The sequence below is a fragment of the Clostridium sp. 'deep sea' genome, from assembly GCF_014931565.1.
In the GTDB taxonomy this organism is placed as follows: domain Bacteria; phylum Bacillota; class UBA994; order PWPR01; family PWPR01.
Genome location: NZ_CP063353.1, coordinates 1,596,385 through 1,611,535 on the forward strand (window position 1 = coordinate 1,596,385; position 15,151 = coordinate 1,611,535).

General features: G+C 32.6%; 18 protein-coding genes. 1 reads left to right on the forward strand and 17 read right to left on the reverse strand.

Annotated features, from left to right (window positions below):
- Nucleotides 1-426: 426 nt before the first annotated feature.
- Genes IMX26_RS07505 through IMX26_RS07575 form a run of 15 tightly spaced genes read right to left on the reverse strand, consistent with a single transcriptional unit; the run spans nucleotide 427 to nucleotide 11,155 of the window.
- Entirely contained in the window at nucleotides 427-729 is a 303-nt protein-coding gene (locus IMX26_RS07505; RefSeq protein WP_195161052.1) for a hypothetical protein, read from the reverse strand.
- Nucleotides 729-2,204, reverse strand: a complete 1,476-nt coding sequence (locus IMX26_RS07510; protein ID WP_195161053.1) for a hypothetical protein — start codon at nucleotides 2,202-2,204, stop codon at nucleotides 729-731. Before IMX26_RS07510 ends, IMX26_RS07505 begins: the two co-directional genes overlap by 1 nt.
- A complete protein-coding gene (locus tag IMX26_RS07515) occupies nucleotides 2,159-2,839 on the reverse strand; it encodes a hypothetical protein (protein WP_195161054.1) in 681 nt (226 codons plus the stop codon). Before IMX26_RS07515 ends, IMX26_RS07510 begins: the two co-directional genes overlap by 46 nt.
- Nucleotides 2,840-3,379 carry a putative phage tail protein gene (locus IMX26_RS07520; protein ID WP_195161055.1) on the reverse strand — a complete coding sequence of 180 codons (540 nt, stop codon included), beginning with the start codon at nucleotides 3,377-3,379 and terminating at the stop codon, nucleotides 2,840-2,842.
- Entirely contained in the window at nucleotides 3,372-4,451 is a 1,080-nt protein-coding gene (locus IMX26_RS07525) for a baseplate J/gp47 family protein (protein ID WP_243259324.1), read from the reverse strand. Before IMX26_RS07525 ends, IMX26_RS07520 begins: the two co-directional genes overlap by 8 nt.
- The gene (locus tag IMX26_RS07530; RefSeq protein ID WP_195161056.1) at nucleotides 4,451-4,891 is read right to left on the reverse strand and encodes a DUF2634 domain-containing protein; all 441 of its coding nucleotides are present in this window, start codon (nucleotides 4,889-4,891) and stop codon (nucleotides 4,451-4,453) included. The genes IMX26_RS07525 and IMX26_RS07530 overlap by 1 nt, the downstream gene beginning before the upstream one ends.
- Nucleotides 4,892-5,158, reverse strand: coding sequence for a DUF2577 family protein (locus tag IMX26_RS07535; RefSeq protein WP_195161057.1), 267 nt, complete (start codon nucleotides 5,156-5,158; stop codon nucleotides 4,892-4,894).
- Nucleotides 5,159-6,151 (reverse strand): hypothetical protein, encoded by a 993-nt coding sequence (locus IMX26_RS07540; RefSeq protein WP_195161058.1) that lies wholly within the window; start codon nucleotides 6,149-6,151, stop codon nucleotides 5,159-5,161.
- Nucleotide 6,152: 1 nt separating this feature from the next.
- Nucleotides 6,153-6,563 carry a phage portal protein gene (locus tag IMX26_RS07545; RefSeq protein WP_195161059.1) on the reverse strand — a complete coding sequence of 137 codons (411 nt, stop codon included), beginning with the start codon at nucleotides 6,561-6,563 and terminating at the stop codon, nucleotides 6,153-6,155.
- Between the two features lie 10 nt (nucleotides 6,564-6,573).
- Nucleotides 6,574-8,631, reverse strand: a complete 2,058-nt coding sequence (locus tag IMX26_RS07550) for a hypothetical protein (protein WP_195161060.1) — start codon at nucleotides 8,629-8,631, stop codon at nucleotides 6,574-6,576.
- 2 nt (nucleotides 8,632-8,633) lie between these two features.
- Complete coding sequence (locus IMX26_RS07555; protein ID WP_195161061.1) at nucleotides 8,634-8,774, reverse strand: hypothetical protein; 141 nt, start codon at nucleotides 8,772-8,774, stop codon at nucleotides 8,634-8,636.
- A 26-nt stretch (nucleotides 8,775-8,800) separates the two neighbouring features.
- Complete coding sequence (locus IMX26_RS07560) at nucleotides 8,801-9,208, reverse strand: hypothetical protein (RefSeq protein ID WP_195161062.1); 408 nt, start codon at nucleotides 9,206-9,208, stop codon at nucleotides 8,801-8,803.
- Between the two features lie 10 nt (nucleotides 9,209-9,218).
- Nucleotides 9,219-9,623: a phage tail tube protein gene (locus IMX26_RS07565; RefSeq protein WP_195161063.1), complete on the reverse strand. Its 405-nt coding sequence runs from the start codon at nucleotides 9,621-9,623 to the stop codon at nucleotides 9,219-9,221.
- Nucleotides 9,624-9,635: 12 nt separating this feature from the next.
- Nucleotides 9,636-10,718 carry a phage tail sheath C-terminal domain-containing protein gene (locus IMX26_RS07570; protein WP_195161064.1) on the reverse strand — a complete coding sequence of 361 codons (1,083 nt, stop codon included), beginning with the start codon at nucleotides 10,716-10,718 and terminating at the stop codon, nucleotides 9,636-9,638.
- Nucleotides 10,706-11,155 (reverse strand): DUF6838 family protein, encoded by a 450-nt coding sequence (locus tag IMX26_RS07575; RefSeq protein ID WP_195161065.1) that lies wholly within the window; start codon nucleotides 11,153-11,155, stop codon nucleotides 10,706-10,708. Before IMX26_RS07575 ends, IMX26_RS07570 begins: the two co-directional genes overlap by 13 nt.
- 487 nt (nucleotides 11,156-11,642) lie before the next feature.
- Here IMX26_RS07575 and IMX26_RS07580 point away from each other — a divergent pair, with 487 nt between their 5' ends.
- Nucleotides 11,643-12,695: an amidase domain-containing protein gene (locus tag IMX26_RS07580; RefSeq protein WP_195161066.1), complete on the forward strand. Its 1,053-nt coding sequence runs from the start codon at nucleotides 11,643-11,645 to the stop codon at nucleotides 12,693-12,695.
- Between the two features lie 828 nt (nucleotides 12,696-13,523).
- Here IMX26_RS07580 and IMX26_RS07585 read toward each other — a convergent pair.
- Both IMX26_RS07585 and IMX26_RS07590 read right to left on the reverse strand, forming a co-directional pair.
- Nucleotides 13,524-13,787: a hypothetical protein gene (locus IMX26_RS07585; protein ID WP_195161067.1), complete on the reverse strand. Its 264-nt coding sequence runs from the start codon at nucleotides 13,785-13,787 to the stop codon at nucleotides 13,524-13,526.
- Nucleotides 13,788-13,801: 14 nt separating this feature from the next.
- Nucleotides 13,802-15,046, reverse strand: a complete 1,245-nt coding sequence (locus IMX26_RS07590) for a DNA polymerase IV (protein WP_195161068.1) — start codon at nucleotides 15,044-15,046, stop codon at nucleotides 13,802-13,804.
- Nucleotides 15,047-15,151: the final 105 nt, after the last annotated feature.

Sequence of the window (15,151 nt, forward strand, 5' to 3'; positions counted from 1 at the left end):
AGAATTTATATGTTGATTTTAAGAAATTTTCAGTGAATATTGTTGTAGTTGTTATGGTTAGTTACGTAATACCACATTAATTTATGCATTAATTTTCTTTAATTCCCATTCATAAAATCATATCTCTTTATAGTCTTTGGTTCTACATTTAATTTGTTCTCTACCTATTTCTAGAACAAACATGTAATCTTTTGATAACTTATGCATAACTTTATCTTTAGTCCTAAACATTTTTTAAGTCCTAAATAATCCTCCAATTATTAGCAATTAATTTTATATAAAAAAACACTCTAATTAGAGCGTTTGGGCTTCTTGTTCAGTTATCCAGTTTAGAGATATGGCTTTTTGTTTCATTGTTTCAGTTAATTTATTTGAGTCTTTTAAGTTTTTTAACACTACATACATTGATGACATCTACATACCTCCTTAACTTTGAAGCATTGCTAATGTAAGTGCTTCAATTTGTTTTGCTTGTAGTTTTAATTGAGCTTCTACATCTACTGGTTCTTCATAATTTGGGTTTAAAGAAAAAGTATCATTATTAAATAAATACTTTCCACCCACAAGATCATCTGGTACCTTTATATCTGTCTCTATTAAAGTTAAGTTAAGTGAAAACGGATAAACAGTGTTTAGAGACTTAATATAAAATCCTTTTTTATTATCATCACTAATAATATCACTGTCTGTTACTATAACTACGTTATCGTTATCTATAAGTAACTTCATTAATCTACCTCCCAAAATGGTTTTACTATTATTGAATTTTTAGATATACCATGACCAACTGTTCTTTCCAAGCCAACATACTTATCTCCACAATTTACTTCTTTAAACTCATTAGATGACCCAGACATTAAAACTCTAGCTGTTTCTCCAATGATAGCATCTTCTAAAGCTATTCCTATATCCTTAGCATCTGGCTTTACTGATTCTACTATTAATGCCTGCCCATTATTATGATTAAATGCAATTACTACTTTAGAATTTGTTACTGAGACTATTGAACAGTAATTCAGCGTTTGCTCATTAGATAAGTATTCATATTTACTATCACTAACTAAATTATTGTCATCAGATATTGTAAAGTATTCAACATATCCACATGTACTGTTACTATTTTTACAGTAATTAAGAGCTACTCTATTATCATTTAGAATTGTTACATCTGTATAGTGGCTAATCGTTACACGAACAGCAGATCCATAAACAATTGATTGATTATCTTTAATTTCACCAATACAAAGATAACTCCCATAATTATAACTATGGGAATATAAAAAAATAAATTTATTATTGGATAATACACATATTTTTATTTTAAACAATGTACGATCACCTATATGGAAGTGGCTTTTCTTACCTATCTCAATTGAACTATTATTATTTATTTTGATTACATTACTATAAATATATTTACCAAGATTATGAATAACTGCTATTTCATTCTGAGATAATTTAGTGGCTGAAATATGACCTACATCGCTGCTTTCAAAAACCATCTCGGAGCTAAAGTTTATAGACTGATCACAAAGAATATTAGCTATTTTTATTTTCCCATAAGAATTATCAGCATCAGGATTATTATTTACATACAAAATTCCAAACTTGCTTTCTGTTAAAACTACTATTGAGTTATTATAAGACCTATTTTCCCCATTAAAAAAATACGCTAATCCAAACTCTATAGTTTTGTTACTATTGATATCACCAACAATAATTTTACAAGCATAGGATGATCCAATTTGATACTTTATTAACACTCTCGAATTACTTACAGCTACAACGGAAATATTACCGTAAAGAGATGTGCTCTCAAAAGTATAATCAGGACCAAATTCAATGTTTTCGTCAACAATATCTCCAACAATAATATTGCCTGTATAAATTGATGATGGATAAGTTCTTCTATAAGCTATTATAATTCTTTTATCTGTTAATTTAGTAATAGATATACTATCCACCCTAACTGAATTAAAGTTTTGAATATTACCTAAAGCCTTGCTGTTAAATACTTTATTGCTTGCAACATGAACAACCTCTTGTGCTTTAATATCATGTAATCCTGTTACTTCAAACTCATTGATAATTTTTTGAAGGTAGTTATTAATATCCAAGTTATTTTCAGCTACCATACTCATTAATACTGGTACGGAACTCATGTTACCACCACTCCTGTCTTTGTAACTACACCATTCTGCCATGTATAAGTAACAGTAACTATTGTAGTTTTAATCAGCTGATTACTATCATCAAATTCATTAAGTAAATATGTTTCTCGCTGGACTCTAACTCCATCCCACACGTAATCTACTTGTTTAATTATGTTGTTGTTACTATCATAATGTAGTTGCTTAATAATCTTTTTAGCATCCCATTGATACTCTACCCTTACACCTTCAAAGGCATCTTGCATTTTAAGAGTCAAAATTTCATTAACTGTCATAGCGCCCAATTGCTCAGCAGTAACCCCATGCGGATTATTAGTTAATGCTATATGCTCATCAATATATTGCTTTGTTTTCTGCTCCGCAGCATTAGCTTTTTCTTGTGCACCTCCAGGAGTCTCTGCACCAACCTGCTCAGCAGTAACCCCATGCGGGTTACTCTTGCTTCCTATATGCTCATCAACGCCAGAACTATCAAAATTACTAAGCTCCCCCAACTTCTGCTTTTCCACATTGGTAAAGTCATTACAAGACAAACCCTTACCTACTTCTTTGTCTACCTTATTGAACAGCTCAGTATCTACAATATCCATATTATTGTTAATAACTTCTATATCAGCTATGTTATTATCATTTGGTTTTTCTAAATTGTAATTTGTTGTCTTTGGCAATTAAATCTCACCCTCTCTTACATCTTTCCAGGTTTTTGTTTTTATTTCTGCCCATGTTTTAGCTTTTAGTTCGCCCCATGTGCGATATTTAAAGGTATAGGTTATGGCTAAATGGGCGGGTTTTGATGTTTCTAGAGAATTTTTTATTCCTTGAAAATCACGCGGTACGCCATAAGTACTTATAAACTCAACCTCTATGGTATCTTCTTTAAACTTTATTTCTATAGCTCCATTACGCCAGCTATCTGCTAGGTTTTGTAATAGCTCTAGGTCGCTTTTACCACCCATCTTCCAGCGGGCTTCTATTTGGCTTCTGCGGTCTTCTATGGTGCTATTGTTATTGGTTTTAAAGTTTAGTTGTTTTTCGTAGATAGCTATACCAACAATACTCATTGTATCGAACCAATGTTCTTGTTCTAGAGCGGTTATATCGGCATTAAGGCTATTTAAGGCTTGACCTGCACTATTAAACAAGGCATTTATAAACTCATCTTGACGAAAGAGTTTTTGCAGATTGTTAATTAGTGTTTGTTTACTCATTTAAGGTTACACTCCTTAATACGGCAACCTCTTCTTCGCCTATAGTTACATTTACATTTGCGTTATTAAGTAAAACCGAAGTCCATTCTTCTACCCCATTGGTATCTAAGATTAGACTGGTTATTTGGGCATAAGAGACATAGTTTTTTTCGAAAGCAATTTCCTTGAGGTATTCTGTTATTTTAGTGCTAATTGCCTCTTTAACATTAACCAGTTCAAAGCCTGTTTGAAGCTTTATAGTAGCTATTACGTCAATATCTACTTTTGTTGCACTATTTACTGTGCAGTATGCTCCAATAGGTGCTTGACCTTTACCTATGCCCCAAGTACTATTGTTTTCACCTTTGGGGTCGATATGTTCTTGTACTTTGTTTATTAGGTTTTGATCGGCTGGTAGTTTATTGTCATCTATAATGAGCACCTTCACTGTGTTTTTACCATTCCATTGCGAAAATACCTTGGCATCACCTACACCTGTAACCTCTCGTGCCCATAATAAATAGTGATAGATATTGGCACTTGTAGGGGGTTTTTGTAGGGCTAAGTAATATCTATCTCTTAGGCTATCATCGCTTTCTTGATCATAACCCCCTGTGGTTTGATTATTAGTTACTGCGGTAATACCTGTTATGGTTATAGGCAAATAGGTAATTGTATTGGCACCCACCATGCCACTTGAGCCAGTTATTACGGCCTCTATTTTTACCTGACCAGAGCTGTTAATGTTAACTGTTTCAGTAGCCCTAAATTGAGTACCTAACTCTGTTTCAAATAGGTCTCCTTTGTTGATTGTTCCTGTACCGGTTACCGATAAAATACCCTGAGCTCTGCCTGCTGGTTTTCTGTTTATTCCTTTGCGTTGTTTTATAAACCTAGTTAGTTCTTCTCCTGTCAGCTTATCTACATCGGTTTTGTTTAGTACTTCTGCTACCTTGTTATAGGCTTTTTTTAGCTCTATGGCAAAGGATTTTGTTAAATCAGCTACTAAAAATCCGGTGCTTTTTTCATAGTCATCGGAAATATTGTTGAGTAATTCTTGATGAATATTTTCTACTGTTTTGTTTTCATACACTATAGTTCCACCTCATTTACCATAAGCTCACCATGCTCTAAAATGACTGTTAGTTTAATTACTAGCTTATTTTTTGTAAAGTTTAAGAGTATTTTTTCTAGCCTTTTAATTAGCTTACATGACTCTAGTTTTTCAGTAATTTCTCTTTTTATTTCAGCCTGTAAATAATCGCTGGAGATTAGGTTATGACCCCTTAGGTTATAGAGGTCTAACATACCAAAGTTAGTTTCTTTGTATACCTCGTATTTATTTAGCTCAGTTCTTAAAAGCAGCTCAATCCATTGCAGAGCTGCTTGTTTGTAATTAGCTTTTACAGGCTTACCATCTTTAAATATTAACTGACCTGTTTTAAAATCAAACAAAAAAATTCTACCCATTTTTTGCTGTAGAACCTCTTCTTTATTAGCTGTAGAAATATTTACTTTTGGAAAGATAGACATTTAATCACCCACCTTTTTAAGCTTGTAATCTATAAACCAAGTTTGTTCATTTTCTGCTGGTGTTACTTTAACAAGATCATTTTTTAGAAGAGCTAGGTTACTATTTATATATAACTGCTGGGCAAACAATACCACCTTACCATTTAAGATACTCACGCTTAGAGGATTTGTAGATATTACTTTACCCACAACAGTACCAATTTTTAGGGGGTTCTCATTTTTGGCTATTATTTTTGTCATTTTGATACCATAATTAATACCACTCATTTATAGTTCCTCCAAACTCAAGCTACATTTATGCAAACCATTATTGTAAGTATGTTTGCAGTCTTTTATTAAAAAGTCTCCGTTTATATCATAACTTGCTAAGTTTAAGTGCAAAATTCTACCAGCATTTAATTCATCGTTACCCAATATTTCAATATTAGTGCTGGTAATAATTTTACTTAACTCTGCTAATTTTTTACTGGCAATATTACGGGCTTGAGCTATATCTTTGTTTTCCACTTTAATAGTGTCTTGTAATAAGCCAAACTGTTGCATATTAGCTGTATCTTTAGCAGTTGCTTCTACACTGTTATAACTCTCACTGGCAGAATACACTACTATACTGTTTTTCATGTCTATGATGCTTCTTGACCTTTTTAGGCTTGCTATAGCCTGTAAAGAGTTAAAGCTAGCTATGTTTTTGGCTAGCTGTACCTTTGCTTGCACCACTAAATCAGTATATTTCTCTACAAATAGCTTGCCTTTACGCATCTCTAAGCGATATTTTAGGCCTGTTTCGGCAGTTGCTTTATTAAGCATGTCTTTAATTATCTCTGCTAGAGATTTTTCGTTATAGATATTAGTAATTAGTGTTGCTATATTACATACTTTGCCTATAGGAATACTGTAGCTATTACATAACTGGGTTATGGCATTTGATACACTAATAGCTTTAAACTGTTTAATAATTTTGTTTTGATTAAGGTAAAAGGCAAAATCTAAACAGGAAAATGCTTTTTTATACTGCTCAATATCCTCGGTAACCACAATACCTCTAAAGATCTCATTATTATTGTTGGTAAGAACTATAAAACTCCCAACCTCTACTGAATCAAAAACATTGAGGTATTTATCTTTAGGGTTTCTGGCTGTATCGAAGCTAAGCTTGGTACCTAAAGAGTTAATACTATTAGACCAACTAAGGTTTCCGATAATATTAGTTATATCAATTTGTAAGTTATTTTTTACTAGTTTAACTTTGTAATTATCCATGTTAAATACCCACAAATCTGTACTCTTTAATATCTAATGTGTAGGCAATATCTTTATTTTGTTTAACTGAATAAGAGAAATTATTTATTGTACACGGCATATTTAATATTGTTTTGTCACCATCTATAATTACAACCCTAATAGGTATTTTGGCTTTACGCCATTTTTCAAAAAAGTCTACACATTGCCAGCCTAGGGTTGCTGCTTTTGCAAGCCAGGGATAGCTTTTAGTAGGAAAAAATGTTGCTAAGCTTAAACTTATTAAACCTATATCACCAATAATATTAAGAGTTCCATTATTAATAGTTTTAAACTCTTCATTTTGCTGGGGTTTGTTTATAGCAATATTAGGAGGAACATAGGGTATTTGAATTATTTCTTCGTTGTTATTTGCAGAAAAAGTTATATTCATTTTGCACCTCCTAAACCGTTACAATATTAGCTCTATTGGCTTTATAAACTTCTACAAAAGCCTGAGAAACTCTATTTTTAAAGTCATCAAATCCATAAACATCACCTTTAAATATAATTTGTATATTTTCACCACTTGCCCCATTTAAACTAGCTATTTGATCTGCATTGTAGCCAGTATTAAAGGATTGCTGTGTAGTAGCATTTTGAGGTGCTGCTATATCTTTGGCTTCGGTAGAAGACTCAGCTTTGCTGTAAGCTGTGCTGGTAAGCTCTGGATTTTGTACTAACTCATCCACTTTGTTAAGTACCTTTTTTTGAGGGCTTGTTAATAAATCTGCTTCTTTTAAATTAAAGCCAAAGGTTTTGCCACCAATACCTGGCACCCATTTAGGTATTTTAATTTTAAACTTATTAAGTTTGCCTACTATCCAATTCCATATTTTAATAAAGAAATTGGCAAAGCCTCTTACTCCTTCTTTAAGACCATCCCAAAGTTTAGCACCTGTGGCTTTTATTTTATCCCAGTTTTTTACAATTAAGATTCCTGCTGTTATTAAAGCTGCTATACCTGCAATTACTAAACCGATAGGGTTAGCATTCATAGCTACGTTCCACGCCCATTGAGCAGCAGCTAACGCATTTGTATAGCCTGTTTGAGCTAAAGTAATAAGCTTATAGGTAGCCATAGCGCCTACTATAGTAAGAATTATAGGAGCTATTGTGCTCCAATTGTTACTTATAAAGTTATACAGTTTTACAGCTTTATCTATGATAAAGCCTATAACAGATTTTACGATTTCAAGCTGTGGCTTAGACTTTTCAACAAACTCTTTTACTTTATCTAATACTCCTAAAATAAATGTTTGAATCATTGGTATTTTAGAACCAAACCACTGATACAAATTAGCTAAAACGGGCAATAATTTTTTACCAACTTCAGCTTGCATATTATGCCAAGCATTTTTGGCATTTTGAATTTTGCCAGAGTCAGTATTTGCTAGCTTTTTATTTACCCCACCTACATTGGCTTTTAATACATCTGTTACAACTGCTGCCTTTTGTGATTCCGTACCAAACTGCAGAATTTTTTGTTGAGCCTTGGTAAAGCTAATGCCTACTTGGCTTAAGGCATCATGTTGACCATTCATTACTTTACCAACCATATCACCTATATCAGTAGCATCTTGCTGTGTTGCATTAAGTCCTTTTTGCTTTGCCAATAAATCTTGCATTCCGGGCATTAGGGTTTTTATTGTATTTGCTTGTAATTTATATGAACCTAATTGACTTACACCTGCTAGGCTTACTTCTTTGCTGATAACACCCTGTTTTTGCAAAACAGAGTTATATCTTTTAATACCTGCTATTTGTTTACCTGTAATACCTTGAGTATTTTGTAATACTTCTTGTAGTCTATTTTCTGCTGTTATTTGAACTTTGGCAGCATTTATGGATTGTTTAGCAAATTCACAAGCCAAAGAGGCTGCCTGTTTTGCAGTATTTTTAAGAGTTTTTAAGGCTTTTCCTTTAAAATTCTTGAGTGAATTAATCAGCTTTCCTTTAAAAGTTTTTGCAGAACCACTACCCTTACTAGCTGCTGCTTTAAGAGAGCTATTATTGGCACTATTGTTTTGTTTTTTGTTGGTATTTGTACCGTGTGCCTTTTGGGCATTATAAGCAAGTTTTTTTAGCTCCTTAGACTGTTTTTTATAGTTCTTTATTTTCTTTTCAACAGCCATATTATGTTTTTTTATGCTTACATTGTTTTTATCATATATCTTTTTGGTATTTTTTAAGGTTTGCTGTAAATTCTGCTCACAAACATCTTGCATAATAGTTGCCTTAGATGCTCTAGAAAGATAATTACTCATACGATAAGCAGCATTAGCTACCTTATTAGCATTTATAGCCATTTTTTTCATTTGTAAATTAGCAGCATTACCAAGCTTTTCTATAACTACTTTAGTATTTTTTAGCTCTTTGTTTAGATCCTTAATGCTTTTAATTACTTTAACAGCAGGAGAGCTAAACTGGTCATCTAATATTATTGTTTTTGTAGTTACCATTTTTAGACCCCCATTATGGCTTCAATATATTTTTGTTTATCTTCAAGGTCTTTTTCCATAAAGACCTTGAGTGTTACTTTTTCAACTGTGTTTAGATTACATAAAAACTCTAGGCTTTGACCCCGAGCAAGGTAATATCTCATAAGTGTTAAATCAATATCACCTTGCTCTAAACGTTTTTTACTAAATCTTCTAGTTGTTCAAGTCCATAAAAAGAGTTGGCAATGTTTACGATATCGGCCATTTCGCCAATATTGTCTTCTAACATAACCGATGGTAAATCGGTTGCCTCACCTACATTATAAAGCTGCAGGGCTTGTTTAACTTCATCTGCTGGAGCATTACAAAACATAGGGCACATGTGATAAAGAAGCCTATTCATACCCTCTATGCTTCCTAAGTTTTCGTTGTTTTCAGCTATTTCCATAAACTGATTTAGGGGAATTTTTTTAATTTCAATCTCCATATTAAGTGTTTTTGAAAAATATGTTTTAATTCTTAGTTTGTTTAATTCACCCTGTTGTTTACGAGCTAGTATCTCTGTTAAGCTTGCTTTTACTCTTTTATTCTTACCCATGGCTTAACTCCTACTGTAAAACTTCATAGTCAGCAGCCTTCAAGGGCAACTCTATTTCGGTAATTTTGCGGTTCTCAAATTGACTTAAAGGAAACTCATCAACGGTAACCCCAATATACTTTATACGTTCTGTTTTGCCTGTTACTGGGTGTTCTTCTTTAATGATTACACTTATATCAAGGGCATTGTCTTTATCTCGCTTTAGTTCTTGTAAGATTTTTTCATTGCCTTTTTTGCGAATTGAAATGCTGCCACTAATTGCATAACCAACTGGTACTTGTAACATACCGTTGCCGTTTTGACTTGGAATTTCTTCGTAATTGTTTTGGCGTTTCATCTCCGCTTTATAACAATCGGCATATAAAACATCATTAATCCATACTCTACCTTTGTTGCCTATAAAATAACTATTCATGTTATATCTCCTTTACATAATGATATCTAGTTCAATATCTTCTTGAATATTAAGAATCTTAATTGTTGCTTTTAAGTAGATACTTGTGCCAACAGTCATCTTTAAGAGTTTATCTTCACTCCATAAAGCTACTTCATCTTGTCCATATTTAGTTGTATTAGCTAAACGTTGTTTGTTAGTGTCTATTACGACTTTGTTTTCATAATCGCTATCTAAAATGTTATCGTCAGCTAATTTTTTAAAATAGGTGTTTAAGGCACTTACAACTAACATTTGGTTATCTAAGCTGTTGGGATATTTACCTTTATAAAAGTTTTTCCAAGTGCTATAGATATCGGTATATATTAAGTCCATAATTTCTACTACATGAATAAACTTCATATCATCAGTTACACCAGCACCAGTGGTAGTTAAGCTGTTTACACCACGGGCTACCATTACATCTTTTTCGTCATTAATTAAAACAAATTCACCATTATTAATGCTCTCTTCAATATTGGCGGGTTGTTGTACATAACTTAATAAATTTAGTTTTTTGGCAATAGCACTCATTGAATTAGGTAAACCTGCTAAATATCCTAGGATATAAGGTACAGCTTTATCACCATTCTGCTCAGCTCTAGAATCGTTAAAGTTAACTTTTTCATTGGTAAAGTTAACAACATGCATATTATCTGATGCTACTTTATAAACAAGTGCTTTGTAACACTTATTAGAAGCTACTACAAAATCAGCTACTGCTTTTTGATCAGTGGCTTCACTAGAGGCTACTGCTAACCATGCTGCCATTGGTGCAACAGTTGCTAAGTAGTTTAAGGTATCAGCAATAGCTGAATCGGTGTTCATTCTAAACACAATTAACTTATTGGGTTTGCAAGATAAACAGTCTTTAATTAACTGTAAGTTATCTGCTGTAAACTTAACAGCTTCTGTACTTGTTAAATCACTAATTGATCTGTATTCTTTAGTTTTAAAGCTTGTGTCTGTACTATCTTTAACAATTAAACAAGCAACTCCAGCCTGACCTCTTTGTACAGCACTTGATCCTAACCCTGAGAATTTAATATTTATTTTTGGTAATCCTACATTTGCCATAATAAACCTCCTTGTATCTCTATATCTTCAATTTTTGGTAATTCATTAGCTAATTTTAGCTCGCCATATAACACTATATCGAACTCACACTGAAGTACTTTTTCAACTACTTTAAAACGTAGTTCATAAATCTCTGCTTGTGAATTAGTAGTAGTAATAGTGTTATTTTCAAAAAATAATTGCTTTAAATCATTCTGCATTTGTAATAATTCAAGGTAATTATTGTTTTCATCTTTAGCTAGATACTTTAAAGTAATTGTTAAATAATTATCTTGAGTAACAGCCATAAACTTTTCTACTTTTATTTCTTTAAACTGCACAAAAAAAGAAGGCCTCTTAAAACCCTCTGTGCTTTCGTTGCTTACTACTGGGATATCGCTAAATTTACTGTTTAGCTTTTCTATGATTGAATTTAAAACCTGCTCATATTTAATCATATAATCACCTGCTATCTTTACTTATTAATTACTACGCTGATAAAATGCAAAATTAACATTTACATCTTTTATTTCCGTCTCCCTTCTTGTTGTTTAATACAAAAGCGACATATACTAACACTATGAATAACAGAATTTTCATGATAGTAAAAAAGAGCCCCCACAGGCTCTTTTTGCTTTTTATATTATTTTTCATTAACATAATAACATAAAAAACATAGATTTAAACGAACAAAAAAGGAACTTATTTTATTGGTGGATTATATATAAAAGTCAGCGGGTAGAATTATAGCTAAAGATGTAAAAAGATATTTGTAATAATATTACATTAATGTAAATACCAATATAGAGGTGAGCTTACCACTATTAAAGATTGTTGAGGTAAATTTAATGTTGTGATCAGTTTGCAGAGTTTTAGTGTTTAATATTTTAATATAGCAAAACAATAACCAGTGTAGCAATTTAATTATAAGAAAAGGACAATAAAATGAAAAACTTAAAAATTGTATTATTGATAACTGTTTGTGTTTTAATAACAGTACCTCAAGTTGCTTTAGCTTTAGAAACTACAAATACCTTATCTGTAGAAGATATTTATGCTTCAATTAAAGAAAACATTGTAAACGACTATAGTGGAATATATAATTTAGCTAACTTTACCTATGACTATTCAGTTAGACATGAGAATAATGAAGAGTTTATAGATATTAACATATATACAGACATGACCCTTACCCGCCCGGCCTCTAAGAGTCCTTTTATTAAGGGTATGCAAAAGGCCTTAAAAGACACTAATAATAAGCAATATGAGGGCTATATAAATAATTATATTGCGCTTATTAATGAAAATTATTTAGTTCCTAATAGCTCTACCTTTACTTACACTGCCAGAGTTTTAGCAGATGGTAGTTATAAGCTATATTATAGAAATGACACTGTGCTCATAGATGTTGAAAATTTAGCACCAGTTGAAGATAAAGCTACTGCTATTCAACAGGGTTATAACCGCTTGATTAGTGACATTAATAATAAAAATGAAGATTTTTCGCTAATGTCTTCGTTTACCTATGACAGATTAGCTGCCAGAAATTGGGCCAGAAATAATGCCTATGCAGCACAAGAATACCCTTCGAGTACAGTTAATGGTTCGGATTGTGCTAATTTTGTCTCTAAGGCTTTACATGCTGGCGGTATTCCAGAAGATAAACCTGGCAAATGGTATGGTTCAACTACCTGGGGTGGTTGGTCTGGTATTAATTGGCTGAGAACAGGCTATAACAATAATGGTGGCGTTGTAACATACATGACTGACAAAGGCTATTTTTATAAACAAACCGACGAAAGCAAAGTATTTGCGGGTAGCATTATGTACTGGAAAACCACAAGCCATGTAGCTTTAGTAACTTATGGAGATGGAACAGCTATAAAATATACCCAGCATGGAGCAACTCAGTCTAAAGATACTGTATATAGAGATGCCAATACTTTACCGACTATTAGCGTAAAGTTTTATATGCCATCGTCATCGATTATGGATTAATAAGTTAACTTAAACATTTGCTAACGTAAAATATTACCTTGTAAATCACAATAAATTATCTTGTACAAAAAAGTTTCCTTTTTAAGGAAACTTTTTTATATGCCTCCGCTATTTTTTATAACAAAGTGATTAGTAATGCCATACAACGGAATGCATGCAATGCGTTCCCTACATGAATACATATTATTGATAGATTATTGGTTGGCTGATTTGATACTGTAAAAATACCATTTTAGTTTAGATATTTTAATTCAAAAATTCTTGTTTACAGAATTAAGTTTAGTTTTAACAAAAGTAAAAATTTTTAAACATAATACTAGCTATGCCATACAGCGGAACGCATGCAATGCGTTCCCTACATGAATACATATTATTGGTAGGTTGTTGCTTGGCTGATTTGATACTGTAAAAATACCATTTTAGTTTAGGATATTTTAATTCAAAAATTCTTGTTTACAGAATTAAGTTTAGTTTTAACAAAAGTAAAAATTTTTAAACATAATACTAGCTATGCCATACAGCGGAACGCATGTAATGCGTTCCCTACATGAATACATATTCTTGATAGGTTATTGATTGGCTGATTTGATACATTAAAAAAACTAGCCAAGCCAGAGATAGATCATTCTAAGAAGCGTCCGTGGAAAAAAGCAATGATTTAACAATTGAAGCTTGTCATTATGCCATGGTTTACAGAATTGAGTTTAGTTCAAGGCGTAGTATAAAAATAGAACAACATAATATATACCTATATATGTTGTCTTATTTTTATGCGTACAACGCAGAAATAAACTTAATTATGGAAGCCTCCGTGGAAATAACCTTTTACTAGACTCTAAACAAATACCACAAACACTGCCCCACCTCATACTTTAACTCCATCAATCGCTTTTCACCATTGAGCTCTGTTTGGCATTTATATACATACATTTGATTACCAGCTAAACGCTCTTCTTTACATTCTAAAATTTTTTTTATATCTACTACATAATTTTTTTGTTTTTTACCTTGGGCAAGAAAACGTACAGGTTTAGGAATTCCAGCTACTGAAACATACGTTATCATATCTATAGGCTTTGAAACTACACGCATAATAACACCTCCCCCTATAGAATACTGCTCATCATTTGATAATCTTCTTCTACAATTCCACCTAGTATTGGTCTTTGACCACTGTGTAAAAATACCCCCCGAGTTAATGCATTGTTGCCATATCTTTTTCGTAAAGAGTCTACGGTTTTATCTATGTTTTGTAATTTATAGTGTTGTTTGGCATTCATTATTAACATCTGGCTTTCTTCTTTTTGTTTTAGCTGAGAGAGCCTTACTCTTAGGTGTCTTACTGGCTCATGTTGCCAGCACTCATCAAAAAGCTGGCAGGCTGTATAATAAATTTCGTTAGTTACATCTGTAGGAGCTCTTAGTTTCATTTGATGAGAATACCTTACAAACTCACTACTTTTTACGGATACACTAACAACCTGAGCTGTAAAACCACCATCTCTTAAACGCATTGCTACTTTTTCGGTTAAGGATAATAGTATTTTATAAGCTGTTTTTTTATCTGTAACATCAAATGCAATGGTTGAACCATTGCCAACCCCTCTATGGGGCAGGTAATCACCCACATGTACCGCAGTGTCATCTATGCCATTGGCGTAACGCCAAACTAGTTCTCCATGGCTTTTTAAATGGGCTCGTAGTAAATTAACATCGGCTTTGGCTAAGTCTCCTATGGTGGTAATGCCTATTTTTAAAAGCTTGCGAACTGTTGCAGAGCCTGCCATAAATAAATCACTTACAGGCAAGGGCCACATTTTTTCTGCCATTTGCTCTGGAAAAAGAGTGTGTACATTATTTGGTTTTTTAAAGTCCGATGCCATTTTGGCAAGTAGTTTATTTGATGAAACCCCTACATTTACGGTAAACCCAAACTGCTCTTTTATTTGATTTTTTAGTTTATAAGCAGCATCAATAGGGTCACCATGTAAGTGATTGGATCTTGTATAGTCTATAAAACATTCATCCACGGAAAATCGCTGAACAAATGGCGAATAGGTTTGTAGTAAATCATATAACGCATTACTGGCTTTCATGTATAGCTCATAACGGGCTGGCACCGATACTAGTTTGGGGCATTTTTGTCTTGCTTTAACTAAAGGCTCTCCTGTTTTTACACCATACTTTTTGGCGGGAATAGATTTTGCTAATACAATACCATGACGGCTTTTTTCACTACCACCAACCACCGCTGGAATAGTTCTTAAATCTAACTTTGCGCCATGTTGTAACCGATATACTGCCTCCCAACTTAAATATGCCGAATTAACATCTACATGAAACACAATCATTTTTCTACCCCCTTTGTATTATTATACTACAAACATATGTTTGCATGTATGTTTTTTTTAAAATTTTTTTATGGAAAAGTTTTAAATAAAAAAAGCTTACTATTT